Source organism: Brevundimonas sp. SGAir0440, assembly GCF_005484585.1.
Taxonomy (GTDB): Bacteria; Pseudomonadota; Alphaproteobacteria; order Caulobacterales; family Caulobacteraceae; genus Brevundimonas.
In genome coordinates, this window is record NZ_CP039435.1 from 345,298 (window position 1) to 364,753 (window position 19,456).

18 protein-coding genes are annotated in these 19,456 nt (G+C 67.4%); 10 read left to right on the plus strand and 8 right to left on the minus strand.

What is annotated here, in order from left to right:
• Positions 1–66 precede the first annotated feature (66 nt).
• The 5 genes from E7T10_RS01660 (at position 67) to dnaQ (ending at position 3,771) form a co-directional block, all read left to right on the plus strand.
• On the plus strand, positions 67–936 hold the full coding sequence (locus E7T10_RS01660; protein ID WP_137720454.1) for a pyruvate, water dikinase regulatory protein: 870 nt from the start codon (positions 67–69) through the stop codon (positions 934–936).
• Positions 937–1,022: 86 nt separating this feature from the next.
• Complete coding sequence (locus E7T10_RS01665) at positions 1,023–1,568, plus strand: nucleoside triphosphate pyrophosphatase (RefSeq protein ID WP_210416192.1); 546 nt, start codon at positions 1,023–1,025, stop codon at positions 1,566–1,568.
• The gene (locus E7T10_RS01670; protein WP_168189866.1) at positions 1,565–2,395 is read left to right on the plus strand and encodes a shikimate dehydrogenase; all 831 of its coding nucleotides are present in this window, start codon (positions 1,565–1,567) and stop codon (positions 2,393–2,395) included. The genes E7T10_RS01665 and E7T10_RS01670 overlap by 4 nt, the downstream gene beginning before the upstream one ends.
• A complete protein-coding gene (gene coaE / locus E7T10_RS01675) occupies positions 2,392–3,024 on the plus strand; it encodes a dephospho-CoA kinase (protein WP_137720455.1) in 633 nt (210 codons plus the stop codon). The genes E7T10_RS01670 and coaE overlap by 4 nt, the downstream gene beginning before the upstream one ends.
• 24 nt (positions 3,025–3,048) lie before the next feature.
• Positions 3,049–3,771, plus strand: a complete 723-nt coding sequence (gene dnaQ / locus E7T10_RS01680; protein WP_137720456.1) for a DNA polymerase III subunit epsilon — start codon at positions 3,049–3,051, stop codon at positions 3,769–3,771.
• Between the two features lie 87 nt (positions 3,772–3,858).
• Here dnaQ and dapB read toward each other — a convergent pair whose 3' ends face one another.
• The 3 genes from dapB to dnaK all read right to left on the minus strand — a co-directional run bounded on the left by dapB (position 3,859) and on the right by dnaK (position 7,892).
• Complete coding sequence (dapB, locus tag E7T10_RS01685) at positions 3,859–4,608, minus strand: 4-hydroxy-tetrahydrodipicolinate reductase (RefSeq protein ID WP_137720457.1); 750 nt, start codon at positions 4,606–4,608, stop codon at positions 3,859–3,861.
• Positions 4,605–5,807 (minus strand): molecular chaperone DnaJ, encoded by a 1,203-nt coding sequence (gene dnaJ, locus E7T10_RS01690; protein WP_137720458.1) that lies wholly within the window; start codon positions 5,805–5,807, stop codon positions 4,605–4,607. Before dnaJ ends, dapB begins: the two co-directional genes overlap by 4 nt.
• 177 nt (positions 5,808–5,984) lie before the next feature.
• Positions 5,985–7,892, minus strand: a complete 1,908-nt coding sequence (gene dnaK / locus E7T10_RS01695; RefSeq protein ID WP_039246674.1) for a molecular chaperone DnaK — start codon at positions 7,890–7,892, stop codon at positions 5,985–5,987.
• 290 nt (positions 7,893–8,182) lie between these two features.
• Between dnaK and E7T10_RS01700 the strand changes: the two genes are divergently transcribed.
• From E7T10_RS01700 to E7T10_RS01720, 5 genes are read left to right on the plus strand one after another with little or no spacing between them, the layout of a single operon-like run.
• Positions 8,183–8,551: a hypothetical protein gene (locus E7T10_RS01700; RefSeq protein WP_137720459.1), complete on the plus strand. Its 369-nt coding sequence runs from the start codon at positions 8,183–8,185 to the stop codon at positions 8,549–8,551.
• Entirely contained in the window at positions 8,514–9,152 is a 639-nt protein-coding gene (locus E7T10_RS01705; RefSeq protein WP_137720460.1) for an alpha-ketoglutarate-dependent dioxygenase AlkB, read from the plus strand. Before E7T10_RS01700 ends, E7T10_RS01705 begins: the two co-directional genes overlap by 38 nt.
• Before the next feature lie 43 nt (positions 9,153–9,195).
• Positions 9,196–9,954 (plus strand): dienelactone hydrolase family protein, encoded by a 759-nt coding sequence (locus E7T10_RS01710; protein ID WP_246846073.1) that lies wholly within the window; start codon positions 9,196–9,198, stop codon positions 9,952–9,954.
• 58 nt (positions 9,955–10,012) lie between these two features.
• Positions 10,013–10,492 (plus strand): Rrf2 family transcriptional regulator, encoded by a 480-nt coding sequence (locus E7T10_RS01715; RefSeq protein ID WP_137720461.1) that lies wholly within the window; start codon positions 10,013–10,015, stop codon positions 10,490–10,492.
• Entirely contained in the window at positions 10,470–11,411 is a 942-nt protein-coding gene (locus E7T10_RS01720) for an NAD(P)/FAD-dependent oxidoreductase (protein ID WP_246846074.1), read from the plus strand. Before E7T10_RS01715 ends, E7T10_RS01720 begins: the two co-directional genes overlap by 23 nt.
• Here the strand turns inward: E7T10_RS01720 and E7T10_RS01725 are convergent.
• From E7T10_RS01725 to typA, 5 genes are all read right to left on the minus strand, one after another.
• Positions 11,408–11,872 carry an OsmC family protein gene (locus E7T10_RS01725; protein WP_137720462.1) on the minus strand — a complete coding sequence of 155 codons (465 nt, stop codon included), beginning with the start codon at positions 11,870–11,872 and terminating at the stop codon, positions 11,408–11,410. The two genes, E7T10_RS01720 and E7T10_RS01725, sit on opposite strands and share 4 nt — an antisense overlap.
• A complete protein-coding gene (trpS, locus tag E7T10_RS01730) occupies positions 11,872–12,927 on the minus strand; it encodes a tryptophan--tRNA ligase (protein WP_137720463.1) in 1,056 nt (351 codons plus the stop codon). The genes E7T10_RS01725 and trpS overlap by 1 nt, the downstream gene beginning before the upstream one ends.
• A 125-nt stretch (positions 12,928–13,052) precedes the next feature.
• Complete coding sequence (gene murJ, locus E7T10_RS01735; protein ID WP_137720464.1) at positions 13,053–14,648, minus strand: murein biosynthesis integral membrane protein MurJ; 1,596 nt, start codon at positions 14,646–14,648, stop codon at positions 13,053–13,055.
• Positions 14,649–14,818: 170 nt separating this feature from the next.
• A complete protein-coding gene (glnD, locus tag E7T10_RS01740; protein WP_137720465.1) occupies positions 14,819–17,524 on the minus strand; it encodes a [protein-PII] uridylyltransferase in 2,706 nt (901 codons plus the stop codon).
• A 51-nt stretch (positions 17,525–17,575) separates the two neighbouring features.
• Complete coding sequence (typA, locus tag E7T10_RS01745; RefSeq protein ID WP_039246805.1) at positions 17,576–19,408, minus strand: translational GTPase TypA; 1,833 nt, start codon at positions 19,406–19,408, stop codon at positions 17,576–17,578.
• Positions 19,409–19,456: the final 48 nt, after the last annotated feature.

Here is a 19,456-nt window from a genome sequence, read left to right on the forward strand (position 1 = left end):
AAGAAAAACGGCGCCCCGACGGTCCAACGCCGTCCCCCAACTTTCAACAGGGAGACAGACAGTCTCATGAGCCCTGCGAGACCCTCGGGACCGGCCCGTCTGGCCACCTATTTCCACGTTCACCTGGTGTCGGACTCGACCGGCGAGACCTTGAACGCCATGGCCAAGGCGGTGACCGCGCGTTTTGACGGCGTTATTCCGATCGAGCACATCTATTCCCTGGTGCGATCGCCAAAGCAGATGGAGCGGGTGCTGCAGGAAGTAGAATCCGCGCCGGGCGTCGTTCTCCACACCCTGGTCGACCGCGATCTGCGCGAGCAGCTGGAGGAAGGCTGCCGTCGCCTGGACATGCCCCAGATCGGCGCGCTGGATCCCTTGGTCGGCGCCATGTCGCGTTATCTCGGCGCGGCCCTGTCCACCCGCGTCGGCGCCCAGCACGCGCTGGACCACGACTATTTCAACCGGATCGCGGCGCTGGACTTCGCCATGGCCTACGATGACGGCCAGGGTTCGCTGGATCAGTTGGAGGGCGCCGACGTCGTCCTTTGCGGGGTCAGCCGGACGTCCAAGACCCCGACATGCATCTATCTGGCCCACCGGGGCATTCGGGCGGCCAACGTGCCTCTGGTGCCGGGTCAGGAGGACGGCGAGCGGCTGACCAAGCTGAAGAACCCCTTGGTGATCGGCCTGACCGTGTCGCCGGATCGGCTGGTTCAGATCCGCCGCAACCGCATCGACAATCTGAACGCCAGCCAGTCGTCGAACTATACCGACCAGGACGCCGTGCGCGACGAGACGATCAAGGCCCGGCGGGCCTTCGAGCGGCGCGGCTGGCCCACCATCGACGTGACCCGCCGCTCGGTGGAGGAGACGGCGGCGGCGATCACCAATCTGCTGAGCGAACATCGCAACCACAAGATCGGGACCACCTGGTGAAAAGCATTCCTGCTGCGCTATCGCCCTCCGGGCTGCTTGAGCGCGGAACTCTCATCCTGGCGTCCAAGAGCGCGGCCCGCCGCGCCATGCTGGAAAACGCCGGCGTCGCCTTTGAGGTGCGCGTCGCCGATGTGGACGAGGACGCCATCAAGGCCGTCTCGACCGATCTGGACGCCGCCGCCCTTGCCGTTCGTCTCGCGGAAGCCAAGGCCCTGGCCGTTTCGCGTGATGAGGAGACCGCCTGGGTGTTGGGCTCGGATCAGACCCTGGCCTTTGACGGCGGCCTGGTCTCCAAGGCCAGATCTCTGGATGCGGCGTGCGAGCGGCTGAAAGCCATGCGCGGCAAGTCCCACCAACTGCATTCCGGCGCAGCGCTGGCGACCAAGGGCCAGATCGTCTGGTCCGGCGTCGATACGGTACAGATGCGGATGCGCGATTTCTCCGACGCCTTCCTCGACGCCTATCTGGCGGCCGAGGGCGAGGCCCTGCTGTCCTGCGTCGGTGCCTACCGGCTCGAGGGCCTGGGCTCGCAGCTGTTCGAGGCGGTGGACGGCGACTATTTCACAGTGCTGGGTCTGCCGCTCTGGCCGGTGTTGAACGAGCTGCGTCGGGCGGGGGTGATCGCGGCATGAGCACGCACCGCATAACCGGGGCGGCCATGGTCGCCGGGATCGCCGGAAACCCGGTCGGCCATTCGCTCAGCCCGGTCATCCACAACGCTTGGCTGGCGGCCGGCGGGATCGACGGCGCCTATGTTCCCTTCGCCCCTGCCGATGCGGCCGGTTTCGAGGCGCTGGTCGCGGCGGGGCGTGCGGGTCTAATCATGGGGCTGAACGTCACCGCGCCGTTCAAGGAACAGGCCTTCGCCCTAGCGGATCAGGCGACGGCGGCGGCGCGGCTGACGTCCTCGGCCAATATACTGCAGTTCGAAAACGGGCGGGTACTGGCCGACAGTTCCGACGGGATCGGCCTGATGCGCGGCCTCAAGGAACAGGCGCCGGACCTGGACGTGGCCGGGCGGCCGGTGGTGATGCTGGGCGCCGGCGGCGCGGCCCGCGCAGGGTCCGGCGCCTTGGTCGAGGCGGGCGCCGAGGTTCGCATCGTCAACCGTTCGCCCGAACGCGCCCAGGCCCTGGCCGTCGATCTTGGACCCTCGGTTCGGGTCATGGCGGCCGAGGATGCTTTGGACGGCGCAGCCTTGGTCATCAATGCGCTCAGCGTCCCGCCCAGCATCGACTTCGACCGGATCGCGCCCGGCACGGTGGTGATGGACATGACCTACAAGCCGCTGGCCACGCCGTTCCTGACGTCGGCGCGCGGACGCGGCCTGCCGACGGTGGATGGATTGGCGATGCTGATCGGCCAGGCGGCGCCGTCGTTCGAAGCCCTGTTCCGCCGCCAGCCGCCGCCGCTCGATCTTCGCGCCCTGTTGATGACCCATCTGGGCGAGACGGCATGATCCTGCTCGGTCTCACCGGCTCTATCGGCATGGGCAAGTCGACGACGACGGCCATGTTCGCCGATCTGGGCGCGGTCGTCTGGAACGCCGACGATGCGGTTCACCGCCTCTATGCGCCAGGCGGCGCGGCGGTCGGCGCTGTGAGCGAAGCCTTTCCCGGCGTCGTGGTGGACGGCGCGGTCGATCGCACGCGTCTGGCCGAGGCGCTTGGGAAAGACGACACCGCCTTTCGGCGTCTGGAAGCCATCGTGCACCCCCTGGTCGCTCAGGGTCGCGCAGCCGATCTGGAGGCGGCGCGCTCGGCGGGTGTGAAACTGGCGGTTCTGGACATCCCCCTGCTGTTCGAGACGGGCGGGGACAAGGCCGTCGACGCCGTGGTGGTGGTCACCGCCGATCCGGCGATCCAGGCGGAGCGCGTCCTGGCTCGTCCCGGCATGACCCGCGAACGGTTCGACGCCATCCTGGCGCGCCAGATGCCGGACGCGGAAAAGCGCGCCCGCGCCGATTTCGTCATCGACACCGGCCGGGGTTTGGAGGCTGCTCGGGCCGAGATCGAGGCGATCGTCGCCGTAGTTCTGGACCCGTCGTGGATATCTCCCCGGCGCGGCGCGGCAAGCCTTTCGCGCTGAGGCGAATGCCGCCATTAAGGGCGAATGGCGCGTGAGATCGTTCTGGATACGGAAACCACCGGCTTCGACCCCAAGACGGGCGACCGGCTGATCGAGGTCGGCTGTATCGAGATCCAGGACCTGCTGCCGACGGGGCGGACCTTCCATCGGTTCGTCAACCCCGAGCGGCTGATCCCGCCCGACGCCATTCGGGTTCACGGCATCACCGACGAGAAGGTCAAGGATGCGCCCAAGTTCGCCGAGATCGCCGACGAGCTGATCGAATTCATCGGCGATGCGCAGATGATCGCCCACAACGCCGCCTTCGACCGCAACTTCATCGACTTCGAATATGCGCGATGCGGCCGGCCGATCACCGGCGAGGCGCGCTGGACCGATACGCTGAAACTGGCCCAGACGCGGTTTCCGGGCATGCCCAACTCGCTGGACGCCCTGTGCAAACGCTACAAGGTGTCGCTGGTCGAGCGGACGCTGCACGGCGCCCTGATCGACGCCCGTCTGCTGGCCGAGGTCTATCTGGAGCTTCGCGGCGGCAAGGAGCGGGTGCTGGATCTGTCGTCGGCGCCGGTCGGTCGTGGTCCTGGCGGCGTCATCGAAACCGCCGCCTACGGCCAGCGTCCCCGCCCCCTGGCGCCGCGCTCCACGCCAGAGGAACAGGCCGCCCACGTCGCCTTCCTCGCCAAGGCGCTGAAGGACCGCTCACTGTGGGAAGCCTACGGCCTGCCATCGCAGGAAGACGCGGCGTAGGTCACTACTCACAACACCGCACAATAGATGCGCTCAAGTCGTGAGCGACCGCGTCGCGAACATAGCGCGGCGCGCAGCGCCCCAGGCTTAAGCCTGCCGGAAGCCCAGCACGTCCTGCATGTCATAGAGACCGGGGCCCCGTGTCCGCACCCAGGAGGCGGCGGCGACAGCGCCCTTTGCAAACAACGACCGATCGATCGCCGAGTGGCTCAGGGTCAGCACCTCATCTTCCGATGCGAACAGCACCGTGTGCTCGCCGATGATGCCGCCGGCGCGGATGGAGGAAAAGCCGATCTTGCCGCTCTCGCGCTCGCCCTGGACCCCGTCGTAGGGTTTGGAGCGCAGACCATCCAGATCCGAGAACCGCCCCTCGGCGGCGGCTTCGCCCAGCATCAGGGCCGTGCCCGACGGTGAATCCACTTTCCGGCGGTGGTGGGCCTCGGTGATCTCGATGTCCCAGTCCTGGGCGTCCAGACGCTGGGCCGCGTGCTGGACCAGGCCGATCAGGATGTTCACGCCCAAGGAAAAGTTGCCACTCTTGACGATGGCGACCTTCTCGGCGGCCTTCATCAGGTCGGCCTCCTGCTCGTCCGTGAAGCCGGTCGAGCCGATTACCAGGGCCGGGCCGCCGCGCTCGGCTGCGCTCTGGGCCAGGGCCACCGAGGCGGCCGGGGTCGAGAAGTCGATGATCACGTCGCACAGCGACAGGTCGGCGGTCTCGCCCCAATCGAAGCGGGCGGCGACCACCACGTCCTCGCGGGCGTCCAGAACCTGAGAGACCGCACGCCCCATCCGGCCGCGATAGCCGGAAATGCCGGCGTGGAAGATTGCGCTCAAACCGCGTTCTCTTTCGACCCGTCCGCGTCCTGATTGCCCAGGATGTCGGCCCAGAAACGCTTCGCCTTTCCGGCAAAGCTGGAATTCCTGGGGTTCTGCCCCTCTCCGAACGACAGGGCAAGCTCTTCCAGCAACTCACGCTGGCGCGCGGTCAGATCGGTGGGCGTCTCGACGAACAGCTCGACGACCAGATCGCCGCGGTTGCGGCCGTTCAGATGGGGCATGCCCTTGCCCTTGATGCGCACGGTCTTGCCGGTCTGGGCGCCGGCCGGCACGGCGACCGAGGCCTTGCACTTGCCGTCGCAGGCCGTGGAGACCAGGCAGGGCGCGTCGATCTCGCCGCCCAAGGCCGCCACCGTCATTGGCACGGGCACGGTGACCAGCAGGTCCAGGTTGTCGCGCTCGAACAGGTCGTGCGGCGTGACCGAGATGAAGACATACAGATCGCCGCGCGGTCCGCCGCGCTGGCCCGCATCGCCCTCGCCCGACAGACGGATGCGCGAACCGTCGTCCACGCCGGCCGGGATTTTCAGGTTCAAGGTGCGGGTTTTGCGCACCTGGCCGTGCCCGTGGCAGGTGGTGCAGGGATCGGCGATCATCTGACCCTGGCCGTGACAACGGGGGCAGGTGCGCTCGACCTGGAAGAAGCCGTTGGCCTGGCGCACGCGACCGGCGCCCTGGCAGGTGGTGCAGGTGACGGGCTTGGTGCCCGGCTTGGCGCCCGACCCCTCGCAGGTGTCGCAGGTCATGGTCGAGGGGATGTCGATCTCGACGTCTTCGCCCTTGTAAGCCTGCTCCAGGGTGATCTCCAGATCATAGCGCAGGTCCGAGCCCCGGCGCGGTCCGCCCTGCTGGCCCCGGCCCTGGCGTCCGCCGAAGGCGTCGCCGAACGCATCGCCGAAGACCTGGGAGAAGATGTCGTTGATGTCCGAGAAGCCCTGGCCGCCCTGGCCGAAGGGATTGCCGCCCCCGCCGCCGTTCACGCCCGCATGGCCGTAACGATCATAGGCCGCGCGCTTCTTGTCGTCCGACAGCACCGTATAGGCCTCGGACAGCTCCTTGAACTTGGCCATCGACTCTTCCGAACCGCCGTTGCGGTCCGGGTGGTGGATCATGGCCAGCTTGCGGTAGGCGGCTTTCAGGCCGGGGGCGTCGATCGTGCGTTCGACACCCAGAACTTCGTAATAATCACGCGCCATCGGGCGTTCGTCCTCATACTTCCCCGTTCGCTTTCGCCTCGCCTCTTATCGAGCGTTGGTCGAAATCGATGTCCCGGCTGACATGGGGTCCGGGACCAATGATGCAAGTTTCATGAAACGAACCCCCGCCTACCAAAGGCAAGCGGGGGTTTGAATCACGTCAAATCATCGCGGCGCTCAGGCGCTCTTCTTGTCGTCGCCGTCCGTGTCCGACACTTCCTCGAACTCGGCGTCGACCACGCCGTCGTCGGCCGGCTGGCCTTCGGCGGCGGCGTCGCCCTGCTGCTGGGCGTACATCGCTTCACCCAGCTTCATCGAGGCCTGGACCAGGGTGTTGGTCTTGGCGCGGATGTCTTCCGGGTCGGTGCCTTCGCGCGCCGTCTTCAGCTCGGCCAGGCCGGTCTCGATGGCCGTCTTCTCGTCCGCGCCCACCTTGTCGCCGTGCTCGGCCAGGGCCTTTTCGGTCGAGTGGATCAGGCTGTCGGCGGCGTTCTGCGCCTCGACCAGATCCTTCTTGGCCTTGTCGGTGGCGGCGTTGGCCTCGGCTTCCTTGACCATCTTGTCGATGTCAGCGTCCGACAGGCCGCCGTTCGCCTGGATGCGGATCGACTGCTCCTTGTTGGTCGCCTTGTCCTTGGCCGAGACGTTGACGATGCCGTTGGCGTCGATGTCGAAGGCGACCTCGATCTGCGGCATGCCGCGCGGCGCGGGCGGAATGCCCATCAGGTCGAACTGACCCAGCATCTTGTTGTCCGACGCCATCGGACGCTCGCCCTGGAAGACCCGGATCGTCACGGCCGACTGATTGTCGTCGGCGGTTGAGAAGGTCTGGCTCTTCTTGGTCGGGATCGTCGTGTTGCGCTCGATCAGGGGCGTGAACACGCCGCCCAGGGTTTCGATGCCCAGGGTCAGCGGCGTCACGTCCAGCAACAGCACGTCCTTGACGTCGCCTTGCAGAACGCCGGCCTGAACGGCGGCGCCCAGGGCCACGACCTCGTCAGGGTTCACGCCCTTGTGCGGCTCCTTGCCGAAGAAGGCCTTCACGGCTTCCACGACCTTGGGCATGCGGGTCATCCCGCCGACCAGAACCACTTCGTCGATGTCCGAGGCCTTCAGGCCGGCGTCGGCCAGGGCCTTCTTGCACGGCTCGATCGTGCGCTGGACCAGATCCTCGACCAGGCTTTCCAGCTTGGCGCGCGTCAGCTTGATGTTCAGGTGCAGCGGGCCCGAGGCGTTCATGGTGATGAACGGCAGGTTGACCTCGTACTGGGTCGTGGTCGACAGCTCCTTCTTGGCCTTTTCGGCCTCTTCCTTCAGGCGCTGCAGGGCCAGCTTGTCCTGGCGCAGGTCGACCGACTGCTCCTTCTTGAACTCGTCGGCCAGGTAGTCGACCAGACGCAGGTCGAAGTCTTCGCCGCCCAGGAAGGTGTCGCCGTTGGTCGACTTCACCTCGAACACGCCGTCGCCGATCTCCAGGATCGAGACGTCGAAGGTGCCGCCGCCCAGGTCATAGACGGCGATCTTCTGGCCGTCGTTCTTTTCCAGACCATAGGCCAGGGCCGCCGCGGTCGGCTCGTTGATGATGCGCAGCACTTCCAGGCCAGCGATCTTGCCGGCGTCCTTGGTGGCCTGACGCTGGCTGTCGTTGAAGTAGGCCGGCACGGTGATCACGGCCTGGGTGACCTTGTCGCCCAGATAGGCCTCGGCCGCTTCCTTCATCTTGGTCAGGGTGAAGGCCGAAATCTGCTGCGGGGAATAGTCCTTGCCGAACGCGCGCACCCAGGCGTCGCCGTTCGGGCCCTTAACGATCTCATAGGGCACCATGCCCTTGTCCTTGGCGACGACGGGATCATCGAAGTTGCGGCCGATCAGGCGCTTGATCGCGAAGAAGGTGTTGGACGGGTTGGTGACGGCCTGGCGCTTGGCGGGTTGGCCCACCAGCACTTCCGCGCCGTCCTGGATCGCCACGACCGACGGGGTCGTGCGGTTGCCCTCGGCGTTTTCGATCACCTTCGGCGTCTTGCCGTCCATGACGGCGACGCACGAGTTGGTGGTGCCCAGGTCGATGCCGATAATCTTGGCCATGTGTTCTTCAGTCTCTCTGGTTCGGCGGGCGATGCGGCGGCCTTCGACGAAGCGCCGCGCGTGACCGCCCCCGGTTGGGTTGGCGTGGATCAGGCTGGATAGCCCCAAGTTTCGCGGGGTTTCTCCGAAGCTGGCCCCGATATGGGAAAATCCCCCCCGCCCGCAAGGGCGTTATGCGATTCAAAGCTTTCGAAGAACGATGAAATTCGAAGATGCAGAGACAGCGATCTTCGGGCATAAGATTTCCCGTCGCGATCTGGGGACCGCGATGAAGGAAGGGAGAGGAAACAATGATCAAGACCATGCTTAAGGCCGCCGTCGCCGCCGCCGTTCTGATCGGCTCTGCGGCTGCCGCGGCGCCGCCCGCTGGGGCGCCGGCCATTCAGTCGCGCGACGGCTATGATCGGCACGTCACCATCAAGAACCGCACCGGCTGGACCATGTTGCGCTTCTACGCGTCGGATTCGCGCAGCGACGACTGGGAAGAGGACATCCTCGGCTCGGACATTCTGGAAAGCGGGCAGGATGTGCGCATCAACATCGATGACGGTTCGGGCGCCTGCATCTATGACTTCAAGGCCGAGTTCACCAACGGTCAGGAGCTGACGCGGTCGCGCATCAATGTCTGTGAGGTCAGCGAATACACCTACACCCGTTGAGGTGAAGACCGCCGTCGAGGGCTTCCGGCTCTGGCCGGGGGCGTTCGACGCCGTGGCGCAGGCTGATCTGGTCGCCGAGGTGTTCGCCCGGCTGGATGACGCGCCGCTGTATCAACCGACCACGCCCGGCGGTCGGCCTTTTTCGGTTCATATGAGCAACTTCGGGCCGCTGGGCTGGGTCTCCGACCGGGGCGGCTATCGCTATCAGTCGACCCATCCCGAGACCGGGCGACCCTGGCCAGCGATCCCGACTGTGCTGCTCGACCTGTGGGACGCCACGGTCGCCTGGCCCACGCCGCCGGACGCCTGTCTGGTCAATCTGTATCGCGATGCGGCGAAGATGGGCCTGCACCAGGACAAGGATGAGGCCGACCTCGGCGCGCCCGTCCTTTCGGTGTCGCTAGGGGACACGGCGACGTTCCGCATCGGCGCGGCGCAGGGCGGCCGCACCACGACGTTGAAACTGGACAGCGGCGACGTCTGCGCCCTGACCGGACCCGCGCGCCTGGCCCGTCATGGCGTCGACCGCGTTCTTGCGGGATCGTCGCGCCTGATCCCCGGCGGCGGCCGGCTGAACCTGACGCTGCGCTGCGCCGGTTGAGTATCGGATTTTTGGACTGGCTTTCGCCGGCAAGCTGCGGCGTATGTCGAAGATGGATGATCTGAAGCGCCGTTGGGCCCGGCTGGAGCCCCATGTCACCGTCGTGGGGCCGAACGACGACCGGCCCCGTCCTGCCGTGCTGATGTTCCATGGCTGCGGGGGTCTGCGCGATCACCTGCCCCGCTACGCCGAGGTCGCCAAGGCGGCGGGCTGGCGCGCCTTCATCGTCGATTCCTACGGCCCGCGCGGATGGGGCCGGGCCTTCACCCTGGCGGCGGTCTGCACGGGCCTGTCGTTCCGGGGCTATGAGCGGGTGGGCGACGTTCTGGCGGCGATCCAGGGCGTTTCGGCCCGCCCCGATGTCGATGCGACGAAGCTGGCCCTGGCCGGGTGGAGCCATGGCGGCTGGTCGATCATGGAGATGATGAGCGGCGCGCCGACGCCCGGCGCCTTTGGCGTGACCGATCCCGCCGGCGCCGACCTGTCCGGCGTCAAGGCGGTGTGGCTGGCCTATCCCTACATCGGCCCGTTTGCCTTCAACCGGCTGAAGCCCTGGCGGCATTGCCCGCGCGTCCTGGCCGTCACCTGCAAGCGCGACCACCTGACCACCGTTCGCAACGCCGAGCAGGTCAACACCATGATCCGCAACTGCGGCTCCGAGGTCGAAAGCTGGATCGCCAGCGGCACTCACGCCTTCGACGAACCGACCAACAACGGTCCGATGCGCCACGATCCGGAACTGACAGTCGAGGCCCTGCGCCGTTTCGGCGCCTTCCTGACCGACGCCGTGCCACACGGGTGAAAAAGAAAACTGACCCGCGCTCTTGACGGGCGATCCATCACGTAACAATTGCGGTTACATGAAAAAGGATTCCCGCCTGTCCAACATTCTCCACGCCCTGCTGCACATGGCCGAGCATGAGACACGCACCGGCGCGCCAATGACCTCGGACCAGCTGGCGGTGTGCCTGTCCACCAATCCCGTAGTGGTGCGCCGAACCATGGCCGGTCTGCGCGAGCAGGGATTGGTGGCGTCGGAAAAGGGGCATGGCGGCGGCTGGCGTCTGTCGCGACCGCTGGATCAGGTCACCCTGGGCCAGGTGAACACCGCCCTCGGCGGTGCGGATCTGTTTCCTGCCGCTCCGCCCATCGAGGCTGACGGCTGCCTGGTCGAGGCGGCGGTCAACGACGCTCTGGCCGAGACCTACGCCGCCGCCCGCGCCCTGCTGATCGCGCGCCTGAACGACATCACCCTGGCCGATCTGGCGGCGGATTTCTCGCGCCGCATGGCCGAACATCCCAAGAGAGACCTGCTCCATGCCCACGCCCGAAAGTCCTGAGCCCATGCCGCACGACGCTCTGATCATCGGCGGCTCCTATGCCGGCCTGTCCGCAGCCTTGCAGCTGGTGCGCGCGCGCCGCCGCGTTCTGGTCATCGACGACGGCCGGCCGCGCAATCGGTTCGCCGCTCGCGCCCATGGCGTCCTGACAAATGACGGAAAGCCCGGCGCTGAGATCACGGCGTCCGCCCGGTCTCAGGTCGCGGCTTATCCGACCGCCGCCTTTCGCATGGCGGAGGCGGTCGAGGTCGAACGGATCGATGGCGGTTTCTCGGTCGCCTTCGCTGACGGCACACGGACGCGCGGTCGCCGGCTGCTGTTGTCGCACGGGGTCGAGGACGTGCTGGTCGACATCCCGGGGGTGAAGGAACGCTGGGGCCGCACCGCCCTGCACTGTCCCTGGTGCCATGGCTATGAGATCGGCGGCGGCCCCATCGGCGTGTTGGGCCGCGGTGATCACGCGGTCCAGTATGCGGCGACGGTCGCCGAATGGGGCCAGGTCACCCTGTTCATGGATCTGGACGTCGGCCTGTCGCCCGAGGACGCCCATGTGCTGGATCGACGCGGGGTCACCATCGAGGCCACGCCCATCGCGCGGCTGGAGGGCGAGGCGCCGGATCTAAGCGGCGCGCGGCTGACCGACGGACGGTTCGTCGAGCTGAAGGCCATCTTCGTCGGCGCCAATGTGCGTGTCGCCAGCCCGTTCGCCGAACGGCTGGCCTGCGAGATGACCGACACCCCGATGGGGCGAGTGATCAAGGTGGACGCCATGCAGCAGACGACCCAGCCGGGCGTCTTCGCCGCCGGCGATCTGGCGCGCGCCGCTTCCAACATCACCCTGGCGACCTCGGACGGGATGATCGCCGCCCACGCTCTTTTCAGATCCCTGGTCGAGGAAGAGACGGCGATCGCCGCCTAGCCGATCGTCGCCTCGACCGTGATGGTCGCGCGGACCGAATGGGCCATTTCGCAATGGTCGTGCGCCTGGTGGTGCAGGGCGTCGATCTCGGCCTGATCGGGCTCGCGGCCCGTGAAGCTGGTGAAGGGGCGCAGCGTCACCTCGGCGAGGTAGCGCTTGCCGTTCTCGTCCTTGCCCATCTTGCCCGAAGCCTCGTCGACATAGGTGTCGACCACCAGGCCGGCGTTGGCGGCGAAGGCGAGGAACCACAGCATATGGCAGCTGGACAGGGAGGCGATCATCGCCTCTTCCGGATCGACGCCGGCCGGATCGGACATCGGCACGGGCACGCTGGACGGCGCCGACGATCCCGGCACCACCGCCCCGCCGTCGAAGCTCCAGGAATGGGCGCGGCTGTAGCCCTTGTCCAGGAAGGGCTGGTCGCCCCGGTTCCAGACGACCTTGGCCTCGTAGACGCCCATTACGCCCTCCAGAAGCCGACGATCTTCTTGACCTCGTCCACCACGGGATCGGCGACCTCGGCGGCGCGCTCGGCCCCGGCCTTCAGCACGCGGTCGATCTCAGCCGGATCGTCCATCAGGCGGCGCATCTCGGCCGTCACGGGCGCCAGGGACGACACCGCCAGGTCCGCCAGCGCCGGCTTGAAGGCGCCGAAACCCTGGCCGCCGAACTGTGCGATCACCTGTTCGCGGGTCAGGCCCGCCAGCGCCGCATAGATGGCGACCAGATTCTTGGCCTCGGGCCGTTCGTTCAGGCCGTCCAGGGTTTCCGGCAACGGCTCGGGATCGGTCTTGGCCTTCTTGATCTTGGAGGCGATCGTGTCGGCGTCGTCGGTCAGGTTGATGCGGCTGTTGTCGGACGGGTCCGACTTGGACATCTTGGCCGCTCCGTCACGCAGGGACATGACGCGGGTCGCCGGTCCCTGGATGATCGGCTCAGGCACGGGGAAGAAGCCGGGAACGCCGAAGTCGTTGTTGAACTTGGCGGCGATGTCGCGGGTCAGCTCCAGATGCTGCTTCTGGTCTTCGCCGACTGGCACTTCGGTGGCTTTGTACAGCAGGATGTCGGCCGCCTGGAGGACGGGATAGGTGTAGAGGCCGACCGAGGAGCGTTCCTTGTGCTTGCCCGACTTCTCCTTGAACTGGGTCATCCGATCGAGCCAGCCGAGGCGGGCGACGCAGTTGAAGATCCAGGCCAGTTCCGCATGGGCGCGAACGGCCGACTGCGGGAAGATGATCGCCTTTGCCGGATCCAGGCCCGAAGCCAGATAGGCGGCGGCGATCTCGCGCGTCTGGGCGGTCAGTTTGGCCGGATCCTGCCAAACCGTGATGGCGTGCATGTCGGCGACGAAGACATAGACCGGCGCGCCTTGGTCCTGCAGTTCGACGAACCGCTTTAGGGCGCCGAGGTAGTTGCCCAGGTGCAGCGCGCCTGAGGCCTGGATGCCGGACAGGATGCGGCGAGGGCCGTCATAGTTAGGGACGGGGGTCGCAACGTCCGGGGTCTGGTCGGTCATGGGATCGGGTCTCGGAAGGTCGAAAGGCAGGCGTGGCGAGGCAGGCGGCGGGTCAGCCGCGCCATCGCAGGTCATGGATCAGGCCCGAGGTCGTCATGGCCTCGCGCTTATCGGTTCGCCGCCTGTCAGTCCAGACCGGAGACCGCGCCGCCGCCGGGCTCGCGCTTCAGCGTGGCCTTCAGTTCCGAGAGCGTGACGGCCCGGAACGCCAGCAGGCAGAAGCCGTAAAGCCCGGCCCCGGCGCCGCAGACCACCAGGACGGCGATCTCCTTGGCCAGGAACAGGCGAGCCAGCTGCGGATAGAAGACGTCGGCGGCGAACAGCAGAGCGGCCATCATGGCGCTGGCGGCGATCACGCGGGCGATGCGCGACAAAAAGGACGGGGACGGCCGCCAGCTGTTCTCGCGGATCAGGACCCCGCCCAACAGGGCGACGTTGACCCAGGCCGAGGTGCTCGTGGCGATGGCCAGGCCCAGCACCCCGTCCCAGCCCTGACGGCGGAACCAGAAGAACAGGGCCGAGCCCAGGATGACGGTGATCACCACGCTGGTGACGGCGAAGATCATCGGCCGGCGCGTGTCCTGGCGCGCGAAGAAGGGCGGGGTCAGAACCTTGGCCAGGACGAAGGCCGGCACGCCCCAGGCGAACTGACGCAAAACGTCGGCGGTGCGGGCGGCGTCGGCCGAGGTGAAGGCGCCCCGCGTCACGGTCGCGTCGATGATGAAGAAGGGAATGACGAACAAGGCCACCGCCGCCGGCAGGGTGAAGGCCATGGCCAGGTTGATGCCGTCGTCCAGCGTCTTTTGCCCGCCCTCGTGATCGCCGTCGACGAACGCCTTGGTCAGGCGCGGCACCAGGGCTAGGCCGATGGCGACCCCCACCAGGCCCAGCGGCAGTTGATAAAGCCGGTCGGCGTTATACAGCACCGAACGCGCACCCTCGTCCGACCCGGTCAGGAACTGCGACACCAGAGAGTTGATCTGCAGCGCTCCGCCCGCCAGGGCGCCGGGCACGGCCAGCGCCAGGGTGTGACGCACATTCGGGGTGATGCGCGGCAGGCCGATCTTCAGCCGAACGCCCAGACGCCGCACGCCCCACCACAGCAGACCGGCCTGGATCAGGCCTGACACGGTCACCGCCGCCGTCATCATCAGCAGCACCGTCTCCTGCGGGATCGGCAGGATCAGCGGCGGCATCAGGGCGGCCAGGGTGCACAGGTTCAGAAACACCGGAACCGCCGCCGACAGGGCGAACCGACCGCCCGTGTTCAACACGCCCGAGAGCAGCGAGGCCACGGTCATACAGGCCAGATAGGGCATGGCCAGCTGGGTCGCGATCACGGCGGCGCGCAGCACCATCGGCTGGTCGCGATACGCCGACAGCAGCCATGGCATGATCCAGGGCATCACGACCTGCAGCAGGATGCAGAAGCCGGCGACGACCGCCAGCATGAAGCTGAGCGCCTCGGACGCCGTGACGGCGGCGGCTTCCTCGCCCTCGCGCGCCCGAACCCCGCCATAGACCGGCACGAAGGCCTGGGCGAAGGCGCCCTCGGCGAACAGGCGGCGGAACATGTTGGGCAGCATCAACGCCGTGGTGAAGGCGTCCATCATCGGCCCTTGGCCGAAGCGCGCCGCCAGCGCCATGTCGCGCACGAAGCCGAGAATTCGACTGCCCAGCGTCAGGGTCGACTGCACCAGGGTGTTTCGGGCGAGGCTCATGCGATCTTTGGCTCTATTCTCCCCGCTCATCCCCGCGAACGCGGGGTTCCAGTGCTATCGCGGCGCACTGACCTGTCCGGGATTGGCATATCGCCAACTCGAAAAGCCTGATCGCCCAAAGACCTGGGTCCCCGCTTTCGCGGGGATGAGCGGACATTTGATCCTATCGCTTAGCGCGCTTGTTCGCCGGGCGATACGGGCTTTGCGCGCGGGCTGCGGCGGCCCAGGTCGGAGACGTCGCGCGCGCTGGCGCGGGCCGAGGCGACCTTGCGTCCGGCGGGCGCGGGCGCGCGGCTGTCCAGCACGGCCTCAAGCGCGGTGCGCAGTTCGGTGATCCGCTGTTCCGAGGTGATCTTCCGCCCCTTGCGATCCACGACGTAGAAGCTGTCCACCGCCCGCTCGCCATAGCTGGCGACATGGGCTGAGCGGATGCTCAGGCCTTCGTCGTTGAACACGCGCGACAGATCCGCCAGCAGCCCCGGCCGGTCGGCGCAGGACACCTCGACCACGGTGGCGACCTCGCTGGCATGGTGATCGACCATGACCACGGGCCGGACTTCGAAGGCCGCCTTGCGCGCATTGCCGGTCGGATCGGGCGCCTGGCCGATGCGGCCCTCGCCCCGAGCAGCCTTTTCCAGCGCTTCGACCAGGGCCTTCAGTCGGCGCGGTTCGGCCTGGCCGTAGGGCAGGCCCGCCCCATCCTGAACGCGGAAGACGTCCAGGACGACGCCGTCCTCTGTCGCCACGCGGGCGTCGGTCACGTCGGCGCCCAGGGCGGCCATGGTCTGGGCCAGATCGGCAAACAGGCCCGGTCGGTCGGCCGCGGCGATGGAGATTTCGGTGGTCTGGACCGTCAGCCCCTGCACCGGCGCGGTCGGGGCCGCCTCGGCCGCCGCGCCTGTCTCGCGCGCCCGCTGGACCAGGGCCGGATGGGCCGCCAGCGGATCCTCGCGCGCCACGTCCTCGCCCCGGAACAGGGCGGCGACCTGGTTGTAGAGCGTGCGCATCAGCTGACCCTTCCAACCGTTCCAAACGCCCGGCCCCACGGCCCGGATATCGGCCACGGTCAGGACCAGCAGCATCCGCAGTCGCTCGGGATCGCCGACCAGTTCGGCGAACGCGCGGATGGTTGCAGGGTCCGACAGGTCGCGCTTTTGGGCATAGTCCGACAGCGCCAGATGGCTGCGCACCAGCCAGACCACCAGTTCGATCCGGCGCGGATCGACACCCAGCCGCTCGCACGCCCGACGCGCGGCGATGGCCCCGTCCTCCAGCTGCCCCCGCTCGCCGCCCTTGCCCACGTCGTGCAACAGCATGCCCAGCATCAGGGCTTCCATGTCCGAGATCAGATGCACGATCTCGCTGGCCATCGGGTGGTCGGTCTTCAGTTTGCCGCGCGCGATGTCGTTGATGATGCCGATGGCCTGCAGCGTGTGCTCGTCGACCGTATAGGCGTGGTACATGTTGAACTGGGTCTGGCCGACGATCCGCCCCCATTCGGGCAGGAACCGGCCCAGCAGGCCCGTCTCGTTCATGATGGTCAGGACGCGATAGGGCCTCTGCCCGTGCGCCAGAATGTCCAGGAACGCCCGCGTCGCCGCCGGATCGCGCCTCAGCCGGGGCGTCACCAGCGACAGCGACCGCGTCACCGCCGAAAAGGCGTCCGGATGCATATCCAGATCATGCTTGTCGGCGCAGACGAACAGAGTCAGCAGCTTGACCGGATCGGCGGCGAACACCTCCGGCCCCTCGACCGACAGACGCCCCTGATCGATCCAGAACCCCTCGACCTCCAGCTTGCGGCGGGGGGCGGGTCGGAACGGCGCCATCAGACGCGACAGGCCGTGCGCCGTTTTTTGGTGACGCGCCTCCAGCTTGGCCGACATGGCGCGGGTCAGGGCGCCGACGTCGCGGGCCACCAGAAAGTATCGCCGCATGAACCGCTCGACCGCCGGTTCGTCGCCGCGCCCGCGCCAGCCCATGCGCCGGGCGACCTCGGGCTGCATGTCGAACGTCAGCTTCTCTTCGGCCCGGCCCGCGATCAGATGCAGATGGATGCGGACCCGCCACAGGAAGTCGAACGCCTCGTCCGACGTTCGGCGCTCGCGCGGGGTGAACAGTTCGTCCATCACCGTGGCGCCCAGCCGGCTTTCGGGCGCCAGGGATCGGGCGATCCAGTACAGGGTGTTCAGGTCGCGCAAGCCCCCCTTGCCGTCCTTGACGTTGGGTTCGACCTTGTAGCGGGTCGAGCCGGCCTTCTCGTGCCGGGCGGCCCGCTCCTCCAGCTTGGCGGCGATGAAGGGGCGCGGATCGGATTTCGACACCATGTCGCGGAACCGGCCGATCATCAGCTGGGCCAGCGCCTCGTCCCCCGCCAGCGGACGCGCCTCCAGCAGGGTCGTTCGCACCGTCATGTCGGTCCGCGACAGGTTCAGACACTCCTCGACCGAGCGCACCGCCGACCCGACCTTGGCCCCCAGGTCCCACAGCACATAGAGGACGAACTGGATCACTTGCTCGCCGCGCGGCGTCGCCTTGGACGATCTCAAAAACAGCAGGTCCAGATCGGAATGCGGCGCCAGAACGCCCCGGCCGTAGCCCCCGACCGCGACCAGGGCCAGCCGTTCGGCCTCGACCGGCGAGGTCGGCCACAGGGTTTGGGTCGCCACCCGCCACAGGCCGGCCAGCATCTCGTCGGCGGCGGCGGCGTACAAACGCGCCACGTCACGCCCCTTTATGCCGCCGTCCAGCTTGCGCTCGGCCCGCGCGCGGGCGGCGTCATAGGTCTCGCGCAAAACGACAGAGACCGCCGCGCGCGGGTCTTCCGCGCGGGCGGCCTCGTCAAGGCGGTCATCCAGACTGGGCGAGGCGTTCATGTCAGCCGTCTATAGGCCCCATCCCACCGCACGTCAGTCAGGGATTGCGGACTACTCCGGGCGAACGCGCTTCTTGCGGAACGACGGGTTCAGCACCTGCTTGCGCAGGCGGATGGACTTGGGCGTCACCTCGACCAGCTCGTCGTCGTCGATATAGGCGATGGCCTGTTCCAGCGACATCTGGCGCGGCGGGGTCAGGCGAACGGCCTCGTCCTTGCCGGCGGCGCGGACGTTGGTGAGCTGCTTGCCCTTGATCGGGTTGACGTCCAGATCGTCCCAGCGCGCGTTCTCGCCGATGATCATGCCCTGATAGGTCTTTTCGCCCGCGCCGACGAACATGACGCCGCGATCTTCCAGGTTCCAAAGGGCGAAGGCGGCGGTTTCACCGTCCGAGTTCGAGATCAGGACGCCCTTTAGACGGCCGGCGATGGCACCCTTGTGCGGCTCATAGTGGCTGAACACGCGGTTCAGCACGCCCGAACCGCGCGTGTCGGTCAGGAACTCGCCCTGATAGCCGATCAGGGCGCGCGACGGCGCCTTCAGGCTGATGCGGGTCTTGCCGGCGCCCGACGGGCCCATGTCGGCCAGCTCGGCCTTGCGGGCCGACAGCTTTTCGATGACCACGCCGGTGAACTCGTCGTCCACGTCGATCATGACGTCTTCGATCGGCTCCAGCTTCTCGCCGTTCTCGCCTTCCTTGAACACGACGCGCGGACGCGAGATCGAAACCTCGAAGCCTTCGCGACGCATGTTCTCGATCAGAACGCCCAGCTGCAGTTCGCCGCGGCCGGCGACCTCATAGGCGTCGCCGCCTTCGGTCGTCGTCACGCGGATGGCGACGTTGGCCTCGGCCTCCTTCAACAGGCGGTCGCGGATGACGCGCGACTGGACCTTGTCGCCTTCACGGCCGGCCAGGGGGCTGTCGTTGACCGAGACGGTCATGGAGATGGTCGGCGGATCGATCGGCTGGGCGTCCAGCGGCTCGGTCACTTCCATGGCGCACAGGGTGTCGGCCACGGTCGCCTTGGACATGCCGGCGATGGCGACGATGTCGCCCGCTTCCGAACCCTCGTCCAGCGGCTGGCGCTTCAGGCCGCGGAAGGCCAGCACCTTGGTGATGCGGCCGCGTTCGATTTCCTTGCCTTCACGGTCCAGGGCGTGGATCGCCATGCCGGGAACGGCCTTGCCGCTCTCGATACGGCCGGTCAGCAGGCGGCCCAGGAACGGATCGCTTTCGATCAGCACGTCCAGCATGCGGAACGGCTTGTCCTTGTTGGCCTGAACGGCGGGCGGCGGGACGTGATCGACGATCAGGTCGAACAGCGGGGCCAGGTTGTCGTTGGGCTGGTTCAGGTCCAGCGTCGCCCAGCCGTTGCGGCCCGAGGCGTAGATGTGCGGGAAGTCCAGCTGCTCGTCCGTCGCGCCGATGGCGGCGAACAGGTCGAAGGTCTCGTTGTGGACGCGGTCCGGATCGGCGTGGGCGCGGTCGACCTTGTTGATGCACAGGATCGGGCGCAGGCCCATCTTCAGCGCCTTGGTCAGCACGAACTTGGTCTGGGGCATGACACCCTCTTCGGCGTCCACCAGGATGACGCAGCCGTCCACCATGCCCAGGATGCGCTCGACCTCGCCGCCGAAGTCGGCGTGGCCGGGGGTGTCGATGATGTTGATGCGGGTTTCGCCCGCCTTGCCGTTCCAGAGCACCGAGGTGCACTTGGCCAGGATGGTGATGCCGCGCTCTTTTTCCTGGTCGTTGGAGTCCATGGCGCGCTCGGTCGTCGCCTCATTGGCTCGGAACACGCCGGATTGGGCGAGCAGTTGGTCAACCAGGGTCGTTTTGCCGTGGTCAACGTGGGCGATGATGGCGACGTTGCGCAGGTTCATTTGAGTATCGCGAAAAGGCGCGGCCGGCATACGGGCGGCCGCTGGTCA